This window comes from Paucibacter aquatile, from assembly GCF_002885975.1.
GTDB lineage: Bacteria > Pseudomonadota > Gammaproteobacteria > Burkholderiales > Burkholderiaceae_C > Paucibacter_A > Paucibacter_A aquatilis.
In genome coordinates this window covers 3,802,302-3,828,175 of the sequence record NZ_POSP01000003.1, presented here as the reverse complement: position 1 = coordinate 3,828,175, position 25,874 = coordinate 3,802,302, and the positions used below count along the sequence as shown (strand labels likewise).

Annotated in this window: 23 protein-coding genes, 2 tRNA genes and 2 rRNA genes; 8 read left to right on the top strand and 19 right to left on the bottom strand. The window is 63.8% G+C overall.

Annotated elements, in window-relative coordinates; translation table 11 throughout:
- The 5 genes from C1O66_RS19640 to ptsP all read right to left on the bottom strand — a co-directional run.
- Window positions 1-2,874: ribosomal RNA gene (locus C1O66_RS19640) — 23S ribosomal RNA — on the bottom strand; the annotation flags it as partial.
- A gap of 343 nt (window positions 2,875-3,217) precedes the next feature.
- Window positions 3,218-3,293 (bottom strand) — tRNA-Ala (locus C1O66_RS19635).
- 18 nt (window positions 3,294-3,311) lie between these two features.
- Window positions 3,312-3,388 (bottom strand) — tRNA-Ile (locus C1O66_RS19630).
- 182 nt (window positions 3,389-3,570) lie between these two features.
- Window positions 3,571-5,094 (bottom strand): 16S ribosomal RNA (locus C1O66_RS19625).
- A 649-nt stretch (window positions 5,095-5,743) separates the two neighbouring features.
- Window positions 5,744-7,528, bottom strand: a complete 1,785-nt coding sequence (ptsP, locus tag C1O66_RS19620) for a phosphoenolpyruvate--protein phosphotransferase (protein ID WP_102769440.1) — start codon at window positions 7,526-7,528, stop codon at window positions 5,744-5,746.
- A 125-nt stretch (window positions 7,529-7,653) separates the two neighbouring features.
- Here ptsP and C1O66_RS19615 point away from each other — a divergent pair, with 125 nt between their 5' ends.
- On the top strand, window positions 7,654-8,511 hold the full coding sequence (locus C1O66_RS19615) for a GNAT family N-acetyltransferase (protein ID WP_102769439.1): 858 nt from the start codon (window positions 7,654-7,656) through the stop codon (window positions 8,509-8,511).
- Window positions 8,512-8,529: 18 nt separating this feature from the next.
- On the opposite strand, the gene C1O66_RS19610 is transcribed toward C1O66_RS19615, so the two are convergent.
- The 3 genes from C1O66_RS19610 to C1O66_RS19600 form a co-directional block, all read right to left on the bottom strand.
- A complete protein-coding gene (locus C1O66_RS19610) occupies window positions 8,530-8,799 on the bottom strand; it encodes an HPr family phosphocarrier protein (protein ID WP_102769438.1) in 270 nt (89 codons plus the stop codon).
- Window positions 8,800-8,867: 68 nt separating this feature from the next.
- On the bottom strand, window positions 8,868-9,263 hold the full coding sequence (locus C1O66_RS19605; protein WP_102769437.1) for a PTS sugar transporter subunit IIA: 396 nt from the start codon (window positions 9,261-9,263) through the stop codon (window positions 8,868-8,870).
- Between the two features lie 94 nt (window positions 9,264-9,357).
- Window positions 9,358-9,918 carry a hypothetical protein gene (locus C1O66_RS19600; protein ID WP_133155303.1) on the bottom strand — a complete coding sequence of 187 codons (561 nt, stop codon included), beginning with the start codon at window positions 9,916-9,918 and terminating at the stop codon, window positions 9,358-9,360.
- Between the two features lie 153 nt (window positions 9,919-10,071).
- On the opposite strand from C1O66_RS19600, the gene C1O66_RS19595 reads away from it, so the two are divergent.
- The 4 genes from C1O66_RS19595 (at window position 10,072) to C1O66_RS19580 (ending at window position 14,129) form a co-directional block, all read left to right on the top strand.
- Complete coding sequence (locus C1O66_RS19595; RefSeq protein WP_207796039.1) at window positions 10,072-11,289, top strand: CaiB/BaiF CoA transferase family protein; 1,218 nt, start codon at window positions 10,072-10,074, stop codon at window positions 11,287-11,289.
- A 268-nt stretch (window positions 11,290-11,557) separates the two neighbouring features.
- Window positions 11,558-12,727, top strand: a complete 1,170-nt coding sequence (locus C1O66_RS19590) for an ATP-binding protein (RefSeq protein ID WP_133155302.1) — start codon at window positions 11,558-11,560, stop codon at window positions 12,725-12,727.
- Window positions 12,728-12,763: 36 nt separating this feature from the next.
- Window positions 12,764-13,285, top strand: a complete 522-nt coding sequence (locus tag C1O66_RS19585; protein ID WP_102769433.1) for a TlpA family protein disulfide reductase — start codon at window positions 12,764-12,766, stop codon at window positions 13,283-13,285.
- Window positions 13,286-13,304: 19 nt separating this feature from the next.
- A complete protein-coding gene (locus C1O66_RS19580; RefSeq protein ID WP_165794694.1) occupies window positions 13,305-14,129 on the top strand; it encodes a substrate-binding periplasmic protein in 825 nt (274 codons plus the stop codon).
- A 30-nt stretch (window positions 14,130-14,159) separates the two neighbouring features.
- On the opposite strand, the gene lipA is transcribed toward C1O66_RS19580, so the two are convergent.
- Together lipA and lipB are read right to left on the bottom strand one after the other, a co-directional pair.
- A complete protein-coding gene (lipA, locus tag C1O66_RS19575; RefSeq protein WP_102769431.1) occupies window positions 14,160-15,167 on the bottom strand; it encodes a lipoyl synthase in 1,008 nt (335 codons plus the stop codon).
- Between the two features lie 15 nt (window positions 15,168-15,182).
- Complete coding sequence (gene lipB / locus C1O66_RS19570; RefSeq protein ID WP_102769430.1) at window positions 15,183-15,851, bottom strand: lipoyl(octanoyl) transferase LipB; 669 nt, start codon at window positions 15,849-15,851, stop codon at window positions 15,183-15,185.
- Window positions 15,852-15,930: 79 nt separating this feature from the next.
- Here lipB and C1O66_RS19565 point away from each other — a divergent pair, with 79 nt between their 5' ends.
- On the top strand, window positions 15,931-16,629 hold the full coding sequence (locus C1O66_RS19565) for a tetratricopeptide repeat protein (protein ID WP_102769429.1): 699 nt from the start codon (window positions 15,931-15,933) through the stop codon (window positions 16,627-16,629).
- 12 nt (window positions 16,630-16,641) lie between these two features.
- Here the strand turns inward: C1O66_RS19565 and C1O66_RS19560 are convergent, their stop codons facing one another.
- The 7 genes from C1O66_RS19560 to C1O66_RS19530 form a co-directional block, all read right to left on the bottom strand.
- The gene (locus C1O66_RS19560) at window positions 16,642-16,944 is read right to left on the bottom strand and encodes a DUF493 family protein (protein ID WP_243392848.1); all 303 of its coding nucleotides are present in this window, start codon (window positions 16,942-16,944) and stop codon (window positions 16,642-16,644) included.
- A 53-nt stretch (window positions 16,945-16,997) separates the two neighbouring features.
- Window positions 16,998-17,873 (bottom strand): D-amino acid aminotransferase, encoded by an 876-nt coding sequence (locus tag C1O66_RS19555; RefSeq protein WP_102769427.1) that lies wholly within the window; start codon window positions 17,871-17,873, stop codon window positions 16,998-17,000.
- 82 nt (window positions 17,874-17,955) lie between these two features.
- The gene (locus C1O66_RS19550; RefSeq protein WP_102769426.1) at window positions 17,956-19,152 is read right to left on the bottom strand and encodes a D-alanyl-D-alanine carboxypeptidase family protein; all 1,197 of its coding nucleotides are present in this window, start codon (window positions 19,150-19,152) and stop codon (window positions 17,956-17,958) included.
- 62 nt (window positions 19,153-19,214) lie between these two features.
- Entirely contained in the window at window positions 19,215-19,853 is a 639-nt protein-coding gene (locus tag C1O66_RS19545; RefSeq protein ID WP_102769425.1) for an alpha/beta hydrolase, read from the bottom strand.
- 18 nt (window positions 19,854-19,871) lie between these two features.
- A complete protein-coding gene (locus tag C1O66_RS19540) occupies window positions 19,872-20,198 on the bottom strand; it encodes a (2Fe-2S) ferredoxin domain-containing protein (RefSeq protein WP_102769424.1) in 327 nt (108 codons plus the stop codon).
- 51 nt (window positions 20,199-20,249) lie between these two features.
- Window positions 20,250-21,356 carry a VanZ family protein gene (locus C1O66_RS19535; protein ID WP_102769423.1) on the bottom strand — a complete coding sequence of 369 codons (1,107 nt, stop codon included), beginning with the start codon at window positions 21,354-21,356 and terminating at the stop codon, window positions 20,250-20,252.
- Window positions 21,357-21,370: 14 nt separating this feature from the next.
- Complete coding sequence (locus C1O66_RS19530) at window positions 21,371-21,793, bottom strand: CopD family protein (protein ID WP_102769422.1); 423 nt, start codon at window positions 21,791-21,793, stop codon at window positions 21,371-21,373.
- A 375-nt stretch (window positions 21,794-22,168) separates the two neighbouring features.
- Between C1O66_RS19530 and hemB the strand changes: the two genes are divergently transcribed.
- The gene (gene hemB / locus C1O66_RS19525; RefSeq protein WP_102769421.1) at window positions 22,169-23,182 is read left to right on the top strand and encodes a porphobilinogen synthase; all 1,014 of its coding nucleotides are present in this window, start codon (window positions 22,169-22,171) and stop codon (window positions 23,180-23,182) included.
- 8 nt (window positions 23,183-23,190) lie between these two features.
- A complete protein-coding gene (locus C1O66_RS19520) occupies window positions 23,191-24,291 on the top strand; it encodes a magnesium transporter CorA family protein (protein ID WP_102769420.1) in 1,101 nt (366 codons plus the stop codon).
- Between the two features lie 9 nt (window positions 24,292-24,300).
- Here C1O66_RS19520 and ybeY read toward each other — a convergent pair whose 3' ends face one another.
- A complete protein-coding gene (gene ybeY, locus C1O66_RS19515; RefSeq protein ID WP_102769419.1) occupies window positions 24,301-24,747 on the bottom strand; it encodes an rRNA maturation RNase YbeY in 447 nt (148 codons plus the stop codon).
- On the bottom strand, window positions 24,744-25,778 hold the full coding sequence (locus tag C1O66_RS19510) for a PhoH family protein (RefSeq protein WP_102769418.1): 1,035 nt from the start codon (window positions 25,776-25,778) through the stop codon (window positions 24,744-24,746). Before C1O66_RS19510 ends, ybeY begins: the two co-directional genes overlap by 4 nt.
- Between the last annotated feature and the right edge of the window lie 96 nt (window positions 25,779-25,874).

Below are 25,874 nucleotides of genomic sequence, written 5' to 3'. Positions count from 1 at the left end.
CCTCACGGGCAATTAGTACTGGTTAGCTTAACGCATTACTGCGCTTCCACACCCAGCCTATCAACGTCCTGGTCTCGAACGACCCTTCAGGGGGCTCAAGCCCCGGCAAGACTCATCTTGAGACGAGTTTCCCGCTTAGATGCTTTCAGCGGTTATCTCTTCCGCACTTAGCTACTCGGCGATGCCACTGGCGTGACAACCGATACACCAGAGGTGCGTCCACTCCGGTCCTCTCGTACTAGGAGCAGGCTCTCTCAATCTTGCAGCGCCCACGGAAGATAGGGACCAAACTGTCTCACGACGTTTTAAACCCAGCTCACGTACCTCTTTAAATGGCGAACAGCCATACCCTTGGGACCGGCTACAGCCCCAGGATGAGATGAGCCGACATCGAGGTGCCAAACACCGCCGTCGATATGAACTCTTGGGCGGTATCAGCCTGTTATCCCCAGAGTACCTTTTATCCGTTGAGCCGATGGCCCTTCCATACAGAACCACCGGATCACTTTGTCCTACTTTCGTACCTGCTCGACTTGTCAGTCTCGCAGTCAAGCACGCTTATGCCAATGCACTATCAACACGATTTCCGACCGTATTTAGCGTACCTTCGAACTCCTCCGTTACACTTTGGGAGGAGACCGCCCCAGTCAAACTGCCCACCATACACTGTCCCCAATCCCGATAAGGGACCAAGGTTAGAACCTCAAACACACCAGGGTGGTATTTCAACGTTGGCTCCATGAGAACTAGCGTCCTCACTTCAAAGCCTCCCACCTATCCTACACAGATCTGTTCAAAGTCCAATGTAAAGCTACAGTAAAGGTTCATGGGGTCTTTCCGTCTTTCCGCGGGGAGATTGCATCATCACAAACATTTCAACTTCGCTGAGTCTCTGGAGGAGACAGTGTGGCCATCATTACTCCATTCGTGCAGGTCGGAACTTACCCGACAAGGAATTTCGCTACCTTAGGACCGTTATAGTTACGGCCGCCGTTTACTGGGACTTCAGTCAAGAGCTTGCACCCCATCATTTAATCTTCCAGCACCGGGCAGGAGTCACACCCTATACGTCGACTTTCGTCTTTGCAGAGTGCTGTGTTTTTAATAAACAGTTGCAGCCACCGATTCTCTGCGGCCCCATTCTGCTTCGAGAGTAAATCTCTACACATACTAGAGGCACACCTTCTTCCGAAGTTACGGTGTCAATTTGCCGAGTTCCTTCTCCAGAGTTCTCTCAAGCGCCTTAGAATACTCATCTCGCGCACCAGTGTCGGTTTGCGGTACGGTCGTCAATAGCTGAAGCTTAGTGGCTTTTCCTGGAAGCAGGGTATCACTCACTTCGTCTGCAAGCAGACTCGTTATCACGCCTCATCTAAGCTCTCCGGATTTGCCTAAAGAGCACGACTACACGCTTGAACCAACTATTCCAACAGTTGGCTGAGCTAACCTTCTCCGTCCCCACATCGCACTATTGATCGGTACAGGAATATTTACCTGTTTCCCATCAGCTACGCATCTCTGCCTCGCCTTAGGGGCCGACTCACCCTACGCCGATGAACGTTGCGTAGGAAACCTTGCCGCTTTCGGCGAGGGGGCTTTTCACCCCCTTTAACGCTACTCATGTCAGCATTCGCACTTCTGATACCTCCAGCAGGCTTCACAACCCACCTTCACAGGCTTACAGAACGCTCTCCTACCACGTGCAATAAATTGCACATCCGCAGCTTCGGTAACTGGCTTAGCCCCGTTACATCTTCCGCGCAGGACGACTCGATCAGTGAGCTATTACGCTTTCTTTAAATGATGGCTGCTTCTAAGCCAACATCCTGACTGTTTTAGCCTTCCCACTTCGTTTCCCACTTAGCCAATTTTGGGGACCTTAGCTGGCGGTCTGGGTTGTTTCCCTCTTGAGTCCGGACGTTAGCACCCGGTGCTCTGTCTCCCAAGCTGTACTCATCGGTATTCGGAGTTTGCAATGGTTTGGTAAGTCGCCATGACCCCCTAGCCATAACAGTGCTCTACCCCCGATGGTAATACTTGAGGCACTACCTAAATAGTTTTCGGAGAGAACCAGCTATTTCCAAGTTTGTTTAGCCTTTCACCCCTATCCACAGCTCATCCGCTAATTTTGCAACATTAGTCGGTTCGGACCTCCAGCACCTGTTACGGTACCTTCATCCTGGCCATGGATAGATCACTTGGTTTCGGGTCTACACCCAGCGACTAATTCGCCCTATTCGGACTCGATTTCTCTACGGCTTCCCTATTCGGTTAACCTCGCCACTGAATGTAAGTCGCTGACCCATTATACAAAAGGTACGCAGTCACCCTTGCGGGCTCCTACTTTTTGTATGCATGCGGTTTCAGGATCTATTTCACTCCCCTCCCGGGGTTCTTTTCGCCTTTCCCTCACGGTACTAGTTCACTATCGGTCGATTACGAGTATTTAGCCTTGGAGGATGGTCCCCCCATATTCAGACAGGATTTCTCGTGTCCCGCCCTACTTGTCTTACGCTTAGTTCCACACCGCAGCATTTCTCATACGGGGCTATCACCCGCTATGGCCGGACTTTCCATTCCGTTCTGATATACACGATGCTAAAACGTAAAGGCTACTCCAATTTCGCTCGCCGCTACTTTCGGAATCTCGGTTGATGTCTTTTCCTCGAGCTACTGAGATGTTTCAGTTCACCCGGTTCGCCACAATGACCTATGTATTCAGTCAGAGTTACCCCTCGCGGGGTGGGTTTCCCCATTCGGAAATCTCCGGATCAAAGCTAATTTGCCAGCTCCCCGAAGCTTATCGCAGGCTATCACGTCCTTCGTCGCCTGTAATCGCCAAGGCATCCACCACATGCACTTAGTCACTTGACCCTATAACTTTGACAGCGCTGACTGCACTGTCGTCAAGGACTCGTACAGAGCCTCTCAGCTCCATACGTTTATTGAGTATTCACGCGTTACGCCGTTCTTCATACCTAAACAATTTCTTGCTCAGTTGAAGTCTTGTGTTTGACGCAATCAAAAGCTACTAGCGGCACGGTACGCTCACCCCCTTTACGAGATGGCGCTTTCCGCTAGCAGCGCTGATTCGACTCTACAAATTGTTAAAGAACAACAGCCGACTCTTTCGAGCCTTATGACTGACAAACCAGAACAACCGCTCACGCCTTCGCGCAACGGATGCTTTGGTTTGTCAACCATGGCACAGAGTAATTGGTGGAGGATGACGGGATCGAACCGACGACCCCCTGCTTGCAAAGCAGGTGCTCTCCCAGCTGAGCTAATCCCCCGGGATCTCTTCAAATCCGTGGTGGGTCTGGCTGGATTCGAACCAGCGACCCCCGCCTTATCAAGACGGTGCTCTAACCGACTGAGCTACAGACCCACGCGTTTCTTGCGTGCACTGCCTCTCAGTAACGCTCGCCTGTTGAGGCCAGCTCGGCAGGCTCACGCTATTACTCTGATGTTGTATTCACAGCCGATAAGTGTGGGCGCTTAAAAATGAGTCATGTGGATCTCGCTGGTCATCTGCTGCATGCAGCAAACAACTGCTCGACCATTTTCTAGAAAGGAGGTGATCCAGCCGCACCTTCCGATACGGCTACCTTGTTACGACTTCACCCCAGTCACGAACCCTGCCGTGGTAATCGCCCCCCTTGCGGTTAGGCTAACTACTTCTGGCAGAACCCGCTCCCATGGTGTGACGGGCGGTGTGTACAAGACCCGGGAACGTATTCACCGCGGCAAGCTGATCCGCGATTACTAGCGATTCCGACTTCACGCAGTCGAGTTGCAGACTACGATCCGGACTACGACCGGTTTTCTGGGATTAGCTCCCCCTCGCGGGTTGGCAGCCCTCTGTACCGGCCATTGTATGACGTGTGTAGCCCTACCCATAAGGGCCATGATGACCTGACGTCATCCCCACCTTCCTCCGGTTTGTCACCGGCAGTCTCATTAGAGTGCCCTTTCGTAGCAACTAATGACAAGGGTTGCGCTCGTTGCGGGACTTAACCCAACATCTCACGACACGAGCTGACGACGGCCATGCAGCACCTGTGTCCAGGTTCTCTTTCGAGCACTCCCACATCTCTGCAGGATTCCTGGCATGTCAAGGGTAGGTAAGGTTTTTCGCGTTGCATCGAATTAAACCACATCATCCACCGCTTGTGCGGGTCCCCGTCAATTCCTTTGAGTTTCAACCTTGCGGCCGTACTCCCCAGGCGGTCAACTTCACGCGTTAGCTACGTTACTGAGAAGAAACCCTCCCAACAACCAGTTGACATCGTTTAGGGCGTGGACTACCAGGGTATCTAATCCTGTTTGCTCCCCACGCTTTCGTGCATGAGCGTCAGTACAGGCCCAGGGGATTGCCTTCGCCATCGGTGTTCCTCCGCATATCTACGCATTTCACTGCTACACGCGGAATTCCATCCCCCTCTGCCGTACTCTAGCTATGCAGTCACAAAGGCAGTTCCCAGGTTGAGCCCGGGGATTTCACCTCTGTCTTGCATAACCGCCTGCGCACGCTTTACGCCCAGTAATTCCGATTAACGCTTGCACCCTACGTATTACCGCGGCTGCTGGCACGTAGTTAGCCGGTGCTTATTCTTCAGGTACCGTCATTAAGTCTCTGTATTAGAGAAACTCGTTTCTTCCCTGACAAAAGCGGTTTACAACCCGAAGGCCTTCTTCCCGCACGCGGCATGGCTGGATCAGACTTGCGTCCATTGTCCAAAATTCCCCACTGCTGCCTCCCGTAGGAGTCTGGGCCGTGTCTCAGTCCCAGTGTGGCTGGTCGTCCTCTCAGACCAGCTACAGATCGTCGCCTTGGTGGGCTTTTACCCCACCAACTAGCTAATCTGATATCGGCCGCTCCAATCGCGCGAGGCCTTACGGTCCCCCGCTTTCACCCTCAGGTCGTATGCGGTATTAGCCACTCTTTCGAGTAGTTATCCCCCACGACTGGGCACGTTCCGATACATTACTCACCCGTTCGCCACTCGTCAGCTTAACCTGTTACCGTTCGACTTGCATGTGTAAGGCATGCCGCCAGCGTTCAATCTGAGCCAGGATCAAACTCTACAGTTCGATCTTGATTTACTCAACGGAATCGACGAAACCATTTACATGATTCCATCTAATTTCCGTGAGCGTTTAAAGTCTAAGAGACTTGATACTCGTCACCGAGCATCAAAACTCACCTTCAAACGCCCACGCTTATCGGCTGTTAATTTTTAAAGAACCAAGAGAGCCAAGCTCATCTTGACAAGACCGACTCGCATCGAATCTTGCGTCTGTCGACTGCTTTGCAGCTCGTCAACAGCACAGAAGCGAGATTATGACTGATTTTCTTTCTACTCGTCAAGCATTTCTGCAAGATTTGTTTTGAATCTCAAATCACATCGAATTGCTTCGATCCCCGCCGCCCAGATACTCAAGCAACTCTTTCGAGTCACTCGCTGACTTCCGAAGATGTATTTCTGTGCAGCGAAGCCCTCTACTGTAGCACAGAAATTTTTGGCTCAGCAAGATTTTCGCTCGAAAGTTTCATGGCAGTCCAGAGGCCACTGGATCGCCACACAGGATCAAGGACGGATCGAGGACGGCAATCAGCCCGTCAAGTTCCGTGAGGTGGCCCGCCTGAATCCAAACGCTTTGCTCGCTCACATGCCGCTGCGGGCGCGAACAACACGGATACATCAAGCGCCGTTCACGCCCGATGCCCGCCGGACAGCCATCATTGCAGGCTGTGCGTAACCTTGTGCGAAGCGAACACCGCCTGCGCCTCGCGCTGAGGATCTTCACTGGCCAAGACTTGGGGCAACACACGCGCCAGGCGAGCGGCATCGGCGCGCAAGATGCGCTGCTTGACCGACGGGATCTGCGACGGGTGCATGGAGAAGCTGCGCAGACCCATGGCCAGCAGCAGGTCCGTGAAGACCGGATCACCGGCCATTTCGCCGCAGACGCTCACAGATTTGCCCGCGGCGACCGATTCCGCAATGGAGCGCGACAACAGCTGCAACACCGCCGGATGCCAGGGGTCATACAGATGGGCCACGGCCTCGTCGGCGCGGTCAATGGCCAGGGTGTACTGAATCAAGTCATTGGTGCCGACCGAAACGAAATCGACATGACGCAAGATCAGCGGAAGCATCACGGCCGCCGCGGGAATCTCCACCATCACCCCCAGATCCACTTTCGTGAAGGCCTGGCCGGCGTCGGTCAGCTGCTGCTGCACCTTCTTGACCGATTCCAGGATCTGCCGCACCTCGCCGAGATGCGCCACCATGGGAATCAAGAGGCGAACCTTGCCAAAAGCACTGGCGCGATAGATCGCACGCAGCTGCTGGCGGAACATGCTGGGCTCGGCCAAGCTCCAACGGATGGCGCGCAAACCCATGGCCGGGTTGAGCACATGCTCGTGGCGCAGCTCGCTGGCACTCATGCGATCGAGCGGCTTGTCCGCCCCCACGTCCACCGTGCGGATCGTCACCGGCATGCCACGCATGGCCTCGACCGCCGCTTTGTAGGCGATGAACTGCTCTTCCTCGCTCGGCAGCTCACCGCCGCGGTTCATGAACAAGAACTCGCTGCGGAACAGGCCCACGCCCGTGGCACCGGATTCAATGGCCCCGGCCGCATCCGCCGGCAGCTCGATATTGGCGTGCAGCTCGACCCGCTCGCCGTCCAGCGTCACCGCCGGCGTGTGGCGCAAACGGGTCAGGCGGGCGCGCTCCAGCTCGCTCTGGCGCTGACGGAAGCGGTACTCCTCCAGCATGATGGGCGAGGGGTTGACGATCACCGCACCAGCATCGCCGTCGATGATGACCCAATCGTCGTGGCGGATCAGGCGCGAGGCCTCGCGTGTGCCCACGACCGCCGGGATGTCCATGCTGCGCGCCACGATGGCGGTGTGCGAGGTCTTGCCGCCAATGTCGGTGATGAAACCGTGGAACACGCTGCGCTTGAACTGCATCATGTCCGCCGGTGCAATATCGGCCGCCACCAGCAACAGCGGGTCTTCGCCAGCGAAATCACGCTGCACCACACTGGCAGCATCGACCGGCGCATGGCCTTGCTCGCGCGCCAGGGCGCTGAGTACCCGCTCGACCACCTGCTCCAGGTCGGCTTTGCGCTCCCGCAGGTAATCGTCTTCCATCTCATCGAACTGCCGGGCCAGCACCTCCAGCTGGGCAGACAGCGCCCATTCGGCGTTGTAGTGGCGCTCGATGATCCACTGCTTGGTGGCACCGGTCAGCGCGTCGTCGTGCAACAGCATCAAATGGACATCGAGCAAAGCGGCCAGCTCGTGCGGTGCATCGCCCGGCAGGTCTTGTTTGAGGGCCTCCAGCTCGGCGGCCACCACATCGCGGGCCCGCAGTGCGCGCTGGATTTCCGATTCGATCTGCGCCTCGGCAATGAAGTAATGCGCCACATCGACCCGGCTGGACGCCACCAGCACCGCCCGGCCGATGGCCACGCCGCGCGAAACAGGGATACCAAAGACCTGGAAGCTCATGCGCCGACTTTAGCAGCGCCGATGGCTCAAGACTGGCGTCATCGAGACGTCATTCCAGCGTCACGGCCCCGTCATTGCGGCCGCCGAGCATGGCGAGGCCAACAACGAACCGCTCGAGGCCACCAATGAGGGATCTTCCGCTGCCCACGCTGCCCTTCTCCGATCTGCGCGCCCTGAAGACCGAGCGCCGCCCCGGCATGACTCCGCCCGCGGTGCTGCGCCCGGCGCCGGCTGCCGCGGCACCCGCGCGTCTGGACGTCAGCTGGGCTCGGCATGAAGACGATGTGCGCGAAGCCCAGCGCCTGCGCTACCAGGTCTTCGCGGAAGAGATGGGCGCCCGCCTGAGCGTGCCACCCGGCGCACCGGCCCGTCACGACATCGACACTTTCGATGCGTTTTGCGAACACCTGCTGGTGCGCGAAGTCGACGCCCATGGCCGCGTCGGCCAGGTGATTGGCACCTACCGCGTGCTGACTCCGGCCGCCGCCAAGCAAGCCGGCGGCTGGTACAGCGAGACCGAGTTCGACCTGACCCGCCTGCGCGGCCTGCGCGAGCAAATGGTGGAACTGGGCCGCTCCTGCATCCACCCGGATCACCGCTCGGGCGGCGCCATCATGGCGCTCTGGGGCGCGCTGGCGGAATTCATGATGCGAAACAAGCTGGACACCATGATCGGCTGCGCAAGCGTCAGCATGCGCGACGGCGGCCATTTCGCGGCCAGCCTATGGAAGCAGCTGGAGCAAAGCCATCTGGCCAGCATCGAGTGGCAGGTGCGCCCTCGCCTGCCGCTGCCGGTGGAAGAACTGCGCTACGATCTGGTGGTGGAAGCGCCGCCGCTGATCAAGGGCTATCTGCGCTGCGGCGCCCGCATCCTGGGCGCACCGGCCTGGGATCCCGACTTCAACACCGCCGACCTGCCGATGATGATGCGCCTGGCCGACCTGCCCTCGCGCTACCGCCGGCACTTCATGGGCGGCCAGTGAGGGCCGCCCGGGCGGGGCTCACTGGCCCTCGCCGAACTTGTCGTTGACCAAGGCCGTGATGGCGTCCTGAGCCGCTTGCTCATCGACGCCATCGGTTTCCAGCTCAACCTGGGAGCCCAGTCCAGCCGCCAGCATCATGACGCCCATGATGCTCTTGGCATTGACGCGCCGGCTGTTGCGACTCATGAAGACCTCGCACTGAAAACTGCCCGCCAGCTTGGTCAGCTTGGCAGAGGCGCGGGCGTGCAAGCCCAGTTTGTTGCTGATGGTGAGCGTGGACTTGATCATTGAAACTCAGGACTCCAAAGAAAGACGATTCACCGTCGGCAGCCATCGATACGCGAGCGCCCTGCGAATCAGGGCGCAGCACCCGGGGTCTCAGACAAGACAATGCCCGACTGCCCGCCCCCGCTGGCCCGCTCGGCCAGGCTGGCCAGCGGTTGGCCGGCGTAGCACAACGAACGCCACAACATCGGCACATTGACCCCGCTGATCACCTGCACCGTGGCACTGCGCAAGCGCAAGGCCGCATTGCTGGGCGTGGCGCCGAACACATCGGTCAGCACCAGGTTCTCGGCGTGGCCGCCAGCCAGCAGCAGGGCGCGTGCCGCGCTCTCCACCGCCTCGGCGGACATCTCGGGCGTCACATCCAAGACCTGCAATTGCCGGGCGCAATCCGGAAAGGTGTGCTCTGCCACGGCTTTCAAGGCAGAGGCAAGCGGGGCGTGAGCGATCAAGAGCAGTCCGGACATGGCATCCCATTATCAATGCAGCTCAGCCGCCGGCCGGCTGAAACCCGCTCTGCCGCACACGGCAAGAAGCGGTCTTTTTCATCCATACCGAAGCTCAGGTCTCCAGCTTCATCGCGTTGATGAAGCCATCCCAAGCCGCCGGCTGGCGCTTGGGTGCCAGCATCAGCACCTGGTAGACCCAGAGGCCGCGGGTGAACAGGGCCAGATCCACCTCGCTCGCGCCCGCCCCACCGGGGCCAGCCGGGCTGCGCAAATGCAGCTGCACGGCCTCCGGGCTTGGCGTCATGCCAGGCACCTGGAGGGCTTGCGGCGCGCCGGCCTCAGCGGCACCCAGCTTGCTCAGCACCGACTCACGCATCTGCCGCATGGCCGGTGTGACCAGCGCCGGGTCGCGCACCTCGGCCCAGGAGACCGAGAACGTGATGCCGTCGGCCTTGCACTGCGCCATGCCCATGCGCACCGGCTCACTGGCCGTGGCCGGGCGGCTGTGCACCTCAGGCTTGCAGGGGAACATCAGCAAGAGGCCCGAATCGGCCGGCCGCACCTCGCGCCAGTCCAGCCCTGGCGAACAGGCCGCCAGCGAAGCCGGCAACAGGAAAACACAAGCCCAACGCGAAAACGCGGGGCGGCGGCGGAACGGGCGAGGCAATGTCATCCGGGCATTATCGGAGCCCGGCACGCAGCGCCAGCACGCACAATGATTCGCATGAATCCATCGCAGACGAAATCCTCCTCGATGCCGGGCGCGGACACGGCTTCCACTCCGCAGGCCCAGCAGGCCCCGCACCTCGCCTCCCTGCTCCCGCCCATGGCCCTGGCCGGCGTGCGCGTGCTGGACCTGTCGCGCGTGCTGGCCGGCCCCTGGTGCACCCAGACCCTGGCCGACCTCGGCGCCGATGTAATCAAGGTCGAGCGCCCCGGCAGCGGTGACGACACCCGCGCCTGGGGCCCACCCTATTTGAAAGACGCGCAAGGCCAGGACACCTCGGAAGCGGCCTACTACCTGGGCGCCAACCGCAACAAGCGCTCGATCGCCATCGACATCGCCTGCGCCGAGGGTCAGGCCTTGATCCGGCGCCTGGCACAGCAGGCCGATGTGCTGGTGGAGAACTTCAAGGTCGGGGATCTGGCCCGCTTCGGCCTCGATGCACAAAGCCTGCAGGAGGCCAACCCGCGCCTGGTGGTCTGCTCCATCACTGGCTTCGGCCAGACCGGGCCCTACCGCGACCGGGCCGGTTACGACTACGCCATCCAGGGCATGGGCGGGCTCATGAGCATCACCGGCGAGCGCGACGACAAGCCCGGCGGCGGCCCGCAAAAAGTGGGCGTGGCGGTGGCCGACCTGTTCACCGGGCTCTACGCCACCGTGGCCGTGCTGGCGGCCCTGCGCCATGCCGAAGCCACCGGGCGCGGCCAAATCATCGACATGGCCTTGCTGGACACCCAGGTGGCCATGCTGGCCAATGTCGGCGCCAACTTCCTGTGCACCGGCCGTGCGCCCAGCCGCCTGGGCAATGCCCACGCCAATATCGTGCCCTACCAGGTCTTCGCGGCCAGCGACGGCCACCTGATTCTGGCCGTGGGCAACGACGCGCAGTTCGCCAAGTTCTGCGAGATCGCCGGCCACAGCGAATGGGCGCAGGATCCGCGCTTTGCCCTCAACAACGCGCGCGTGCGCCACCGCGCCGAGCTGGTGCCGCTGATCGAAGCGGCGCTGCTCACCCAAGCGCGCGACCACTGGCTGCGTGCGTTGGAGGCCGCCAAAGTGCCTTGCGGCCCGATCAACAACCTGGCCGAAACCTTTGCCGACCCGCAGGTGCAGGCGCGCGGCACCGTCGTGCCCCTGGCCCACCCGCTCAGCGACGAGCTGCGCGTGGTGGCCAACCCCATCAAGCTCTCGCTGACCCCGGTGAGCTACCGGCACGCGCCGCCGCTGTTGGGCCAGCACACGCGCCAGATCCTGAGCGAAGCCGGCTGCAGCGAGGCCGAGATCGAGGCCTTGCTCGCCAGCGGCGCGGTGGCCTGAAGCGGCAGCAGGCGCTTCACCCTAGCCCCTCAAATCAGCGGTATCTGCATGCAAATCCCCAGCTTCAGCGTGCAGATTTCACCGAAATGCCACCAGCCGGCCTGCCACTCGGGTTTGCCCCCGGATCGGGGGATGGACGCTGAGCGGCTTCACCATGACCATGGCGACCGCTGCGGGAAACGCCCACTCGATCGCTTCCCAGGCCGATAAACACAAGAAACGCAACGCCCGCTTCAGCAGCAGCAAACCCCACCGCCCCGCCCCTGTCATGCGCACCCCGCTCCCCCCTTCTGCCAACGCCAACGCTGCGAACGATGTCGCTGGCGAGCCGAGCCATGCGCAGTGGGCCGAGATCGTGCAGCAGCTGGGCGCCGAGATCGCCGGGCCGCTGAGCTCCGCGCTGGAGCGCATCCACAAGCTGGTCAGCACCGGCCAGATCGACCGGCAAAGCCTGCGCGCCCTGCGTGAAAGCGTCAGCCAGGCGCGCGAGGCCGGCATGGTCGGCCAGCAGCTGGCCCGACTGGCCTCCGGGCGCCTGCACCTGTCGCGCGAAAAAATGCATCTGACCCAGGTGCTGCGCAGCGTGCTGGCCCAACGCAGCCGCGAGACCCAGGCACGTGGCATCCAGGTGCGCCAGGTGCTCAAGCCCATCGAGGTCATGACCGATGGCTCCCTGCTGTTCGCCCTGCTCAATGCCTTGATGGACTGGGCCTTGGCCAGCACGCACAGCTCCATCGACCTGCGCCTGGACCTGACCCCCTGGCCGGCCAAGGCCCGCCTGGTCTGCCGCTTTGCCCATCGCTCGCTGGACCTGCTGGATGACCCGCGCGCCGCTGAAACCCCGGCCACCCTGAACTCCCTGGCCTGGCGCCTGGTCGAACAGACGGCCATCACCCTGGGCGTGCTGCCGCTGCGCGAGGACGAAGCCGGCATCACGGTGCTGACGCTGGAGTTCCCCCACATCGTCGGCGACGAGGCCAATGGCCTGGCCGCCACCGAGCGCGCGCTCGACGCACCCAGCGAAGGCGAGAGCTCGCAGGACTATCCGCCCTCCAGCAATTCCAAACCCCTGGCCGGCAGCCATGTGCTGGTGATCGCCCAGCGCCGCGAGCTGCGCAGCCAGCTGCAGGCGGCCATGCAGCACATGGGCCTGATCATCGATGTGGTCGGCAGCATGGAGGAGGCCGCCCAGTTCTGTTCCGAAGGCCTGCCGCATGGCATCGTCTTCGAAGCCCGCCTGCGCGGGCCCGAGTTCGACCGTCTTTACGCCGAGGCCATGCGTGAAGTGCCGGACTTCAGCTTTGTGGAAGTGCTGGACGAGGCGCACAAGACCCAGCTCTCCACCGCCACCCCCGACGGCCTGGCGCGCATCTCGCGCCAGCATCTCAACGACGCCCTGCCTTCGGTGCTGCTGTTCGAACTGTCCAAAGGCCTGTGAAGGCAGCGCCACGGCGCAGGCTCTAAACTCCAGGCCATGACGACATCGAAGACCTCCCGCCTGCTCGCCCCCGCCTTGCTGGCCCTGGCCCTGGCCGGCGGGGCCTACCTGGCCTACCAGAGCCTGGGTGCCCGCGAAACCGCGCCGCGGGTGGACTATGTGCTGCTGGACGGCAAGAAGGCCGATTCCAGCCAGTGGCGGGGCCAGGTCATGCTGGTCAACTTCTGGGCCACCAGCTGCACCACCTGCGTCAAGGAAATGCCGCAGATCGTCGCTACGCATGAGAAGTTCAAAGGCCGTGGCTTCGACACCCTGGCGGTGGCCATGAGCTATGACCCGCCGGCCTTTGTTGCCAAGTTCGCCGAAAGCCGGCAGCTGCCCTTCGGCGTGGCCATCGACAACACCGGCCAGATCGCCCAGAGCTTCGGTCGCGTGCAGCTGACCCCGACCACGCTGTTGATCAACAAGCGCGGCCAGGTGGTCAAGCGCTATGTCGGCGAACCGGATTTCGCGGCCCTGCACGCCCTGGTCGAAAAGCTGCTGGCCGAATCGGTCTGAGGCCCGCGCGAGCGCTTGCATGTCGAGGACGCGGCCAACCACCCACAGGCGCTGCCTCTGCGCCCTGCTCGCGGCGTTTGCGCTCGGCACGCACCACCCGGTCTGGGCTGAAGACGGCCCGGGCACCAAGCCCGCGGCGCCCTTGGTCCTGGCCGGCGAGGACGATTGGCCGCCCTACAGCGCCGCCGAGAAGCCCGGCGCTGACACGCAGCGCCCGCCGGTTGGCTTCAGCGTCGACCTGATCCGCGCGGCCCTGGCCACGCAAGGTGTGCAGGTGCAGATCGTCACCGTGCCCTTTTCGCGCTGCATGCTCTACGCCAAGACCGGTCAGGTCGCGGGCTGTTTCAACGCCACCATCACCGACGACAACCGCAACGACTACGTCTGGCACCAGCCGGCCATGTTCGAGGAAGAGCTGTCCATCTTCGGCCGGGCCGATGACAAAAGCCCCGAGATGCGCTTGTCCGATCTGCGCGGCAAGCGGGTGGCCTACACCAATGGCTACACCTATCCCAGCGAGTTCATGCACGACGCGCGCATCCAGAAGTTCAGCGCCGTCTCGGATGCCGCCCTGATCCGCATGCTCTTGAGCAAACGCGTGGACTACATCCTCTTGAACCGCACGCCGGCCTGGCTGCGCATCGACAACACGCCCGAGTTCCGTGGCCAGCTGCGCCGCACCGGGCTGATCTCCATGGATGGCTTCTGGGTCGCGTTTTCCAAGCAGCACCCGCAGGGCGAACGCCTGGCCCAGCAGTTCAGCCAGGGCCTGGCGCAGATGCGCAAAGACGGCAGCTACCAGCGCCTGGTCGACGAGTTCAGGCGCCGGGTCCGCTACCGTTGAGCGCGGCGCCGACCCGACGACAGGCCACGTTCAGGACGCGGCCGGGGCTTCCGCGCCGGCGGCCAGCACGCCATGCGCCTGCTGGTCGGCGTGGTAGCTGCTGCGCACCATGGCGCCCACGGCGGCGTGGGTGAAACCCATCTTGTAGGCCTCTTCCTCGAACATCTTGAAGGTATCCGGGTGCACATAGCGGCGCACCGGCAGGTGGTGACCGGAAGGAGCGAGGTACTGGCCGATGGTCAGCATGTCGATGTGGTGGGCGCGCATATCGCGCATGACCTGGAGGATCTCCTCATCCGTCTCGCCCAGGCCCACCATGATGCCGCTCTTGGTGGGCACGCCCGGCACTTCTTCCTTGAAGCGCTTGAGCAGGTTGAGGCTGAACTCGTAGTCCGAACCCGGGCGCGCTTCCTTGTAGAGGCGCGGCGCGGTTTCGAGGTTGTGGTTCATCACGTCCGGCGGTGCGGCCTTGAGGATGTCCAGCGCACGGTCCATGCGGCCGCGGAAATCGGGCACCAGCACTTCGATCTGGGTCGAGGGGCTGAGTTCGCGCACCTTGCGGATGCACTCGGCAAAGTGGCCGGCGCCGCCGTCACGCAGGTCATCGCGGTCCACGCTGGTGATCACCACATACTTGAGCTTGAGCGCGGCGATGGTCTTGGCCAGGTTCTCGGGCTCGTTCACATCGAGCGGATCGGGGCGGCCGTGGCCGACATCGCAGAAGGGGCAGCGGCGGGTGCACTTGTCACCCATGATCATGAAGGTGGCCGTGCCCTTGCCGAAGCATTCACCGATATTGGGGCAGGAGGCTTCTTCGCAAACCGTGTGCAGCTTTTGCTCGCGCAGGATCTGCTTGATTTCGTAGAAACGGGTGCTGGGCGAACCGGCCTTGACGCGAATCCAGTCGGGCTTTTTCAGCGTCTCGGCGGGCACGATCTTGATCGGGATGCGCGCCGTCTTGGCCTGGGATTTCTGCTTGGCCGTGGCGTCGTACGCCTCGCCTGTCTTTGCTTCGTGAGTGATGTTCTCGGTCGCCATGCCAGCCTCGTTTCGTCAACGCTCCAGCTGGGCTTGCAGCCGTTCCCCGAAGCGTTGGGCCACTTCGGGCCAATCCGCAAAAACCCCAAGTGTAACGAGGTCCACCGTGCGCAGCCCCGCATAGCCACAGGGGTTGATGCCCGAGAAGGGTTGCAGGTCCATGGCCACGTTGAGGGCCACACCGTGGTAAGTGCAGTGGCGCGTGACCTTGATGCCCAGGGCCGCCACCTTGCCCAGGCCGCGGAAGGGGTCGTCGGCCGGCGCCGGGCCGGTCAGCGCCGCATGGGCAAACGGGTCGTCCAGGCGCACGTAAATGCCCGGCGCGCCGGCCACGCGGTGACCGGTGACGCCGTAGCTGTCCAGCGTCTGGATCACCGCCGTTTCCAGGCGGAACACAAACTCACGCACATAGATGCCCAGGCGCTGCAGGTTTACCAGCGGGTAAGCCACCACCTGGCCGGGGCCGTGGTAGGTCACCTGGCCGCCGCGGTTGGTCTGCACCACCGGGATGCCGGCGGGGGCCAGCACATGGTCGGCCTTGCCGGCCAGGCCTTGGGTGTAGGTGGGGGGATGCTCGCAGAGCCAGAGCTCGTCTTCGGCCTCGGGCCCGCGCTGTTCGCTGAAGGCCCGCATGGCGTCGACCGTCTCGGCGTAGTCGACCCGGCCCAGGTTTTTCACAATCATGGCGACATGGTAGCCAAGCCTGCAGGGCGGCGGGAAATCGGCTACCGTCTGGCCCTTTCCGAAACGGAAGCTTTCACCGATGCAGCCGATACACACTTTCTCTCTTTGGAAGAAAACCGTCTGGACGGCGGCCTTGCTCGCCTTGAGCAGCAGCGCCGCGCTGCATGCCCAGGAAACCCCAGCGCCCGAGACTCCGCCCACCCCCTTGGAGCGTGCCGTTCAAGCCTACGAAGCCGGCGAGCTGAAGACTGCCGCGCGCGCATTCACCGCGCTGTCGGCCCAGGCTCGCCCCCTGCCCCTGGCCGACTACAACCTGGCCATGATGCATTTGCGCGAAGAGCTGCCCAAGCCCAGCGCGCGCCGAGCCGAGCGCCTGCTGAAGCGAGCGGCAGCAGGCGGCCTGGTGCGCGCCGAGCTGGCCCTGGCCCAGCTCTACGAGCAAGGCCTGCTGGGCAAGCCGGACCTGGCCAAGGCCAAGGAATGGAATCTGCGCGCCGCCAAACGCGGCAGCAGCGAGGCCCAGGTCGCCCTGGCCACGGCCTTCTACCTCGGCCGAGGCACGCCGGCGGACCCGGAGCAGGCTGCGCACTGGTACCGCGAGGCGGCCAAGGCCGGGGATGTAGGAGCTCAGTACCTCTTGGGCTCGATGTACGAGAGCGGGTATGGCGTGCCGGCCGACCTGCGCCTGGCGCGCTATTGGTACGACATCGCAGCGCGCAATGGCGACGAAGGTGCGCCCTACAAGATCAAGGCGATCGACGCGCAGTTGGGAAACTAAGCCCCAGCTTGCTCAGAGCACGACCTTGACCATGGGGTGAGTCGTCAGCGTGCGATACAGCTCGTCGAGTTGTTCGCGGCTGGTCACGCGCACGGTGATGGTCAGGCCCAGGTAGTTGCCGGCCTTGCTGGGGCGCTGCTCCACGGTGGCGGCGTCGAAGTCCGGGTCGAAAGCCTGGGCCACCTTCACGATGGCCTCCACATAACCCTCGACCTTGGCGCCCATGACCTTGATTGGGAAGTGCGAGGGGTAGGTGATCAGCGACTGCTCGGGCGGGATGTCCGGCGGCGGCTGCATGGGAGGGACTTGGCTCATGGTGCTTCTTCAACAATCAAAAGATTCGGATCAAGGGACGCAGATGCGTCGTTTCAGATCGATTGCAAGGGCTTGGCGCGCTGGTAGGCCTCGTAGAGCCGGGCGTAGACCGGGCCGGGCTTGCCATGCAGGGCGCCATGGCCCACCGGCTGGTGGTCCAGGCGGGTCACGGCCAGCACTTCCTTGCCGGCCGAGCTGAGGATGATCTCGTCGGCCGCAAACAGCTCGGCCTCGGAGATGGGCCGCAGGTTGTAGCCGATGCCGCACTCTTCGCAGAGCTCGCGCAGCAGCTCGACACGGATGCCTTCGAGCAGGTCCTCGCTGCGCGGCGGGCCCAGCAAAGCGCCCTCCTTGACGATCCAGACATTGGAGGAGGCGCCCTCAGTCAGGAAACCGTCGCGCAGCAGAATCGTCTCGGCCGCGCCCTCGTCGGCCGAGATCTGCCGGGCCAGCACATTGCCCAGCAGGGAGATGCTCTTGATGTCACCGCGCTGCCAGCGGAAATCACGCGCGCTGATGCAGGCCACGCCGCGGTGCCGCTCTTCGGCCGACATCGGCTTGGAGGCCATGCTGTAGGCAAACACCGTGGGCACGGCGCCCTCGGGCATGGCGTGGTTGCGCGGCGCGACGCCGCGCGTCACTTGCAGGTAGATCAGCTGCTCGTCCGCAGCCACGCCGCGCACCAGCTCACGCGCCAGCTCCAGCCACTGCGCGCGCAGCAGCGGGCTGGTGATGCGCAGCTTGGCCAGGTTGCGCTCCAGCCGCTCCATGTGCGAGTCAAAGCGGAACAGGCGGCGCTCGTAGACCGGCAGCACCTCGTAGACCCCATCGCCGAAGATGAAGCCTCGGTCCATGACCGAGATCTTGGCCTCGGCCAAGGGCTGAAACGCGCCGTTCAGGTAGCAACGGACATCAGGCAAAGCAAGCATGGGGCGGGCCTCCGGCTCCAAAAAACAGCGTTCTCGTCAGCCCCAAGCTTACGCCCGCGGCGCGCGGGCCAGGCTCAGGAGATCACTTGATCCACAAACGCATGGCGTCCCAGGCGCGACCGAAGATGCCGGCCAGCGGCACCTCCTCCAGCACCACCAGGGGCACCTCGGCCACCGGCACGCCGCCGGCCGTGCTGACCTTGAGCGTGCCCACGCGTTGGCCCTTGCTCAGCGGTGCGACCAGCGGATCGGTGCGCTCGATCTGCGTCTGCAGCTTGGCGCCGTCGCCACGCGGCACGGCCACGAACACCGCACCCGCCGCGCCCAGCTTGGCCTGCGGGCTGGCGCCCTTCCAGACCGGCACGGTGCTGATGGCGGCGTTCTTGTCAAACAGGCGCACGGCGTCAAAGGCCGAATAGCCCCAGTTCAGGAGCTTCTGGCTCTCCGTCGCACGCGCTTCCTTGGAGGCCGTGCCCATGACCACGCTGAGCAGGCGGCGCTTGCCATTGGGGAACTCGCGCTGGGCGCTGGAGACCAGGCAATAGCCCGCGGCTTCGGTGTAGCCGGTCTTCATGCCGTCGACGCTGGGGTCGCGGCGCAGCAGCAGATTGCGGTTTTCCTGGCGGATCTTGTTGAAGGTGAACTCGCGCTGCGAGTAGTAGCCGTAGTACTCGGGGAAGTCGCGGATCAGGTTGGAGGCGATGATCGACAGATCGCGCGCGCTGCTCTTGTGGCCAGGCTCGGTCATGCCGGTCACGTTCTTGAACTGCGTGTTTTTCAAGCCCCAGGCCTGGGCTTGGCGGTTCATCAAGGCCACGAACTGCTCGACCGTGCCGGCCACGCCTTCGGCCAGGGCCACGGACGCGTCGTTGCCGCTCTGGATGATCATGCCGCGCAGCAACTCGTCGACCTTGGGCGTCATGGTCGTGTTGATGAACATCAGCGAGGGGTCGCCCTTGCGCTCGTCCCAGGCGCGGGTGGAGACGGGCAAGGCCTGCTCCAGGGTCAGGCGCTTGTCGCGCAGGGCACCAAACACCACATAAGCCGTCATCAGCTTGGTCAGCGAGGCGGGGTCATTGGGCGTGTCGGCATCGCGCTCGGACAGCACGCGGTTGGCGCTCATGTCCAGCAGCAGATAGCTGCGCGCAGCGATCTCGGGGCCGGGCTGTTGAGCCGCGGCTTGGGCCGGGGCGGCCGTTGCCTGCGCCAGCGCCACGGGCGAGACCAGGGCCGAAGCCGCGGCCAGAGAGATAGCGAGGGGGAGCGAATAACGATTCATCACAGGGGTTCTTTCGACTCGGGTTCAGGCGAGTCCAGGCAGGGAAACAGGGGCAGGCGTGCTCAAGCGCGCCAGTTGCGCACGACCAGATTGCGCAGCAGGGGCAGCTGGCCGTGGAAAAAATGGCCGACGCCCGGCACCACCACCACCGGCAGCGACTGCGGCCGCGCCCAGTCCAGCACCGAGCTCAGGGGCACGACATCGTCCACCTCGCCGTGGATGACCAGGGTCTCGGGCGGCACGGGCGCGGTGTCGAAGCGACTGGTCGCCGGGCCCACCAGCGCCAGCCGTTCGGCGCGCTGGTCCTCGGGCAGGCGCAGCGCGGCTTGCGAAGCCACATAGCCGCCAAACGAAAAGCCGGCCAGCACCAGGGGCTCGCCCGGCTCGCGCAGCGCGGCCAGCACGGCCAGGGCATCGTCGATCTCGCCGCGGCCCTCGTCCCAGCCGCCTTCGGACTTGCCGATGCCGCGGAAGTTGAAGCGGGCCACGCGGTAGCCCAGCTGCACAAAGGCGCGCGCCAGGGTCTGCACCACCTTGTTGTCCATGGTGCCGCCCTGGGTCGGGTTGGGGTGGCAGACCAGGGCCAGGCCGCGCGTGGGCGGCATGGGCAGATCGGCATGGCCGCTGGCGGGCCGGTCGATGGCGCATTCAATGGCACCGGCCGGGCCCGGCACCAGGCGCTTTTCGGTCAGGGAATTCATCGCGAAACCGTGGCGGCGTCAGCGGCCGACGCTGTCGGGCAGCACCAGGCGCTCAACCACTTCACCGCCCTTGAGGTGCTTGTCAACGATCTCGTCAATGTCGGTCTGGTCGACGTAGGTGTACCAGACGGCCTCGGGATAGACCACGGCCACCGGGCCACCGGCGCAGCGGTCCAGGCAACCGGCCTTGTTGACGCGCACGCCGCCCTGGCCGCCCAGGCCCAGTTCGCGCACCCGCGCCTTGCAGTGGTCGAAGCCCGCCTGAGCGCCATGCTGAGCACAGCTGTTGTCACCGTTTTCGCGGTGGTTCAGGCAGAAGAAGATGTGGCGCTCGAAATAGCTCATGCCGCCATTGTAGGGAGCCGAGGCAAGAAACCCTGGGGTTCACCCTTTGTTTCAGGACTCGCGGCGGGCGATCATGCGCAGCAGCCAGGCCAGGGCCGCAAACGGCCAGACCCAGCCCAGCCATTGGGCCAGGCCGTACATATTGATGAATCGACCCAGCTCCCAGGTCTGAAGGCGTTCTTCGAGGTAGGGGTCGGTCGGTGCTTGGCTGACCAGGGCGATCAAGCTGCTCAGCACGATCAGGCCCAGGGCCGCATTGACCCGCCGCGGCAAGGCGCTGGCGGCCATGCCGAGCAGCGCCCCCACCAGCAAGCCCGGCCCGCTGGCCAGGGTCAACCAGGACCAGGCATGTTGCGGGCCGAAGTTGAGGCCGGTGGAAATGGCCGTGCCCAGCGCGCCCAGGCCCATTGCACCCAAGCCCAGCGCCAGCCGGCGCTTGCCCGGCCGCGCCACCGACAAAGCCACCAAGGTGGGCGCCAGCACGCCCAGCGCGATGGCAATCGCCTCCAGCCCCGGCGGCAGGGCGCGGGCCGCACTCTCGCTGAGCTCATCACCCCATTGCAAAGCCCAGGGCGTGCCGGCCAGCAAATCGACCGCCGCCACCTGCAGGCGCGGCAGCCATTGGCCCAGGCCCAGCGGCACCGGCGTCGGGAACAGCAGGCCCAGCGGCCAGAGCGCCAGCAGCGCCAGCGCACCGGCACTGTGCGGCTGGAACCAGTAATCGCGCACATCCTCCCAGCGCCGCAGACCGCCCAGGCGGTAGAGCAGCCAGGCCAGCCCCACCCCGAGCCAGGCACCGGCACTGTTGAGCAAAAAATCGCCCAGGGCGGGCACCCGGCTGGGCAGAAAGTACTGCAGGGTCTCGAGGCTGTAAGACAGCAGCGGCCCGGCCAGCAGGCTCAGCGGCCCCCCGCTGCGCAGACGCCAGCCACTGCGCATGGCGGCGGCAAAGCAGAGAAAACCAAAGGGCAGATAGCCCGCCAGATTGGCCTGCAGATCGATCCAGCTGGCATAGCGCGACCAGGGCAAGCCCAGCATGCCGCGCCCGTCCAGGCCGGGCGGCCAGACCCAGGGCCCGAAAGGATAGAGGCTGGCGTAGACGATCAGGGCCGTGCAAGCCAGCAGCAGCCAGGAGGCAGAGCTTTGGCGGCGCACCATGGCGAGCCCAGAGCTCAGAAGGGCTTGACGACCACCAGCACCACGATGGCGATGAACATCAGCACGGCCGACTCGTTGAAGACCCGGAACCAGCGGTGACTGCGGCGGTTGGCCGACTGCTCAAAGCTGCGCAGGATGGATTTGCAGGCGTGGTGATAGCCGATCACCCCGATCACCAAGAGCAGCTTGGTGTGCATCCAGCCCTGGTTGAAGCCGGCGAAATTGAGCGCCCACATCCAAGCACCCAGCACCAGCGCCGGGATCATCAGCAAGGTGGCGAAGCGGTAGAGCTTGCGTGCCATCAGGAGCAGGCGCTCGCGCTCGGCATGGCTGTCGGCCGGCACCATGGCCAGGTTGACGAAGATGCGCGGCAGGTAGAACAAGCCGGCAAACCAGCTGGCCACGAAAACGATGTGAAAGGCTTTGATCCAGAGCATCGCCGCATTATGCGGGGCGCTTTCGCCGGGGCAGGAACCGGGCTTGAGGTGGGAGCAAAAACGCTCTGCAAACCGGCTGCAGATGCCACGCGAAGATCTTGCGGGCAAAAAAAGGCCCCGGCCACAAAGCCGGGGCTGGAAAGCCTTATCGCTGTCATCACGCTAAGGCTCCTGCTCAGGGAGGAAAAGCAGGGAACGACCACCTTGCGGCTATCATTCAGAGTGAATTTTAACATAAGCGTCATCGGAGGGCGCATCAGGGAAGTCGCGTAGATTGCGCAGTCCCTCACGCATGCGAACGAGGAAGCGGCCGATCCGGCCCCGCCCCGGCGCGCGCGCCACCTCCTGCCACGCCATCTCTCCCGGAGTTGATCAGTGCCCCTGCCCGCCCCCTACCCCGCCAGCCGCCCCCGCCGCCTGCGCCGCGATGCCTTCACCCGGGCCCTGGTCCGCGAGCACCATGTGCGCGCCAGCGATCTGATCCTGCCGGTGTTTGTGCACGAGGGCGAGAACCGGGTCGAGCCCGTGGCCTCCATGCCAGGCGTGGCCCGCCTGAGCCTGGACCGTCTGCTCGACGTGGCGCGCGAATGCGTGGACCTGGGCATTCCGGTGCTGGCGCTGTTCCCGGTGATCGATGCCTCGCTCAAGACCCCCGACGGCCGCGAAGCCACCAATCCCGACGGCCTGGTGCCGCGCGTGGTGCGGGCGCTCAAGGAACAGGTGCCGGAGCTGGGCGTGCTGACCGATGTGGCCCTGGACCCCTTCACCAGCCACGGCCAGGACGGCGTGCTGGACGAGCGCGGCTACATCCTCAACGACCAGACCGTTGAGATCCTGACCCAGCAAGCCCTGGTGCAGGCCGCCGCCGGTGTGGACATCGTGGCACCCAGCGACATGATGGACGGCCGCATCGGGGCGATCCGCACGGCGCTGGAAGCCCACGGCCACATCCACACCCGCATCATGGCCTACAGCGCCAAGTACGCGAGTGCCTTCTACGGCCCCTTCCGTGACGCCGTCGGCTCGGCCGCCAACCTCGGCAAGGCCGACAAGAAGACCTACCAGATGGACCCGGGCAACAGCGACGAGGCCTTGCGCGAAGTCGGCCTCGATCTGGCCGAAGGCGCCGACATGGTGATGGTCAAGCCCGGCATGCCTTACCTCGACATCGTGCGGCGTGTGAAGGACGAGTTCCGCGTGCCCACCTTCGCCTACCAGGTCAGCGGCGAGTACGCCATGATCAAGGCGGCGGCCGCCAACGGCTGGCTGGACCACGATGCGGTGATGATGGAATCCCTGCTGGCCTTCAAGCGCGCCGGCGCCGATGGCGTGCTGACGTATTTCGCGCTGGAAGCCGCGCGCCTGCTCAAGCAAGCGAAAGCCGGCTGATCCCTGGGATGCGCCTGTTCCACATCCACGGCGACCAGTTCACCGAGCTGAGCCAGCTGCCGGCCGATTTGCCCGGCGATGGCTTCCTCTGGCTCGGTTACGGCCGGCGCGAGTTCGAGCTGCAGCTGGGCGAGATCCAGCAAGGCCTGCAGCGCTGGGGCTGTGGTCAGCTGGTGGACTTGCATGTCTCTGACCTGCTGAACAACCAGCTGCCCTCGCATTTCGACTACACCAGCTGGTACGACCTCTTGGTGTTTCGGCGCCTGGCCGCTGCGCCCGGCCATGAGCATCTGCTCGCCGACCCCGAGCATGGCACCCTGCACAGCACCCATGAGGCGCTCAAGGCCATCGACACCAGCCCGGTGGGCTTTGCGGTCTTCGACCGGGTGCTGCTGACCGTGCACCCGACCGACTGCTTGGTGCGCGACTACTTCGCCAGCAAGATGGGCGCCCTGGCCGAGGGCCGCGATCTGCGCGGCAGCGCCCGCCTGCCCAACAGCCCGGCCGAACTGATGCTGCGCATGGTCAACCACATGGTGGACAGCTATCTGGAGCTGCGCCGCCTGCTGACCCGGCAGATGACGGCGCTGCAGCGCACGCTGATGGATGCCAACAGCCATTTCGAGGACTGGCCTCTGCTGCTGGAATCGCGCGACGCCTTGCACCGGCTGGAGGACACCTGCGAGGACCAGCGCAGCGCCATCCAGGAATGGATCGATGTGCTGGACGATTGGCCCTCGGCTGAGGAGCCAGCGGCACAACGCGAGCGCGAGCTGCTGCGGGTGCGCTCACGTGATGTGCAAGAACACATCGAGCGGGTGCTGGCCCATGTGCGGCGCATGGAGTCGTCCAGCGAGTCGGCGGTGCAGATGCACTTCTCGGCCCTGGGCCACCGCACCAACTCCATCATGCGCACGCTGACCGTGCTGACCGCCATCTTCCTGCCGCTGAACCTGATCACCGGCATCTTCGGCATGAACTTCGACGGCCTGCCCCTGATCCACAAGGCCGCCGGCTTCTGGGTCGCCTTCGGCCTGATGCTGGCCGTGGGCCTGGGCCTGGGCCTGTTCTTCTGGCGCAAGCGCTACCTGGGCACGCGCCACGGCTGAGACGTCGTTTCAGCGCGCCGCGTACGGGTCGGCAAAACCGAGGGCCTGCATCAGCTCGCTTTCACGCGCTTCCATGCAGGCGGCTTCGTCGTCTTCCTCGTGGTCATAACCCTGGGCATGCAGGGTGCCATGCACTAGCATGTGGGCGTAGTGCGCTGCCAGATCGAGGCCGGCTTCTTTCGCCTCGCGCTCGACCACTTCGGCGCAGATGACCAGATCGGCCGTCACCACGGGTTCGTGGCTGTAGTCGAAGGTCAGCACATTGGTCGCGTAGTCCTTGCTGCGGAACTCGCGGTTGAGCTGCCGCCCCTCCTCGGCATCGACGATGCGCACGGTGATCTCGCCCGGCAGCTCCAGGGCGCTGCGGATCCAGCGCGCCACCTTGTGGCGGGGCAAGAGCGCCTTGTGGCGCGGGTCGGCAAATTGCAGGGACAGGCTCAGTTCGGGCAGGCTCATGGCGCGGCTTTCTTGGTTTTGGTGGACGAGGCCGGGCTCGCTGAACGGCCGTGCGTCTCGTAGGCATCGACGATGCGGGCCACCAGCGGGTGGCGCAGCACATCGGCGCTGCTGAAATGGGTCATGGCCACGCCCTCGACGCCGGCCAGCACCTGCTCGGCCTCGACCAGGCCGCTGTTCACGCCCTTGGGCAGGTCGATCTGGCTGGTGTCGCCGGTGACCACGCAGCGGCTGCCAAAGCCGAGCCGGGTCAGGAACATCTTCATCTGCTCGGGCGTGGTGTTCTGGGCCTCGTCCAGGATGACGAAGGCATGGTTGAGCGTGCGGCCGCGCATGAAGGCCAGCGGGGCGACTTCGAGCTGGCCTTTCTCAAACGCCTTGCTGACCTTGTCGAAACCCATCAGCTCGTAGAGCGCGTCATAGAGCGGGCGCAGATAGGGGTCGACCTTTTGCGTCAGGTCGCCGGGCAGAAAGCCCAGGCGCTCGCCGGCCTCCACGGCCGGGCGGGTCAGGATGATGCGCTGCACCGTGCTGCGCTCGAGCGCGTCGACGGCACAGGCCACGGCCAGAAAGGTCTTGCCCGTGCCCGCCGGCCCCAGGCCCAGGGTGATGTCCTGATTCAGGATCTGGTGCAGGTACTCGTGCTGGCGCGGCGTGCGGGCGGCCAGATCGGCGCGCCGGGTGCGCAGCACGATCTCGCTGGGCGCGGCCCGGGGCAAGACAGCGGCAGCGCGCTTCACCGTGCTGCGCCGGGCCATGCGGGCCGGGCCCAGCTCGGCGACCGCCTCGGCCAGGGCCACATGCATCAGCTCGGGCGGAATCGCCCGGCGGCTGCGCTCGTACAAAGCCAGCAAGAGCTGCAGCGCGCGCTCGGCCGCGGCCTTGGGGCCCTCGATGCGCACACGCTCGTTCTGGCGACCGATGCGCACGGCCAGGGCCAGCTCGATCTGGCGCAGATGTTCATCCAGGCTGCCGCACAAATGGGCCAGACGCTTGTTGTCGACCGGGGCAAACTCGTGGTGAAGAATCACAGGGGCACTTTCTTCTAGGGATTTGGCAACAAGTGCATTGTCGCGCGGGCTTCTTGCACATGGGAGAGACGCCTCTGTCCTGCACAATCGGGCCCC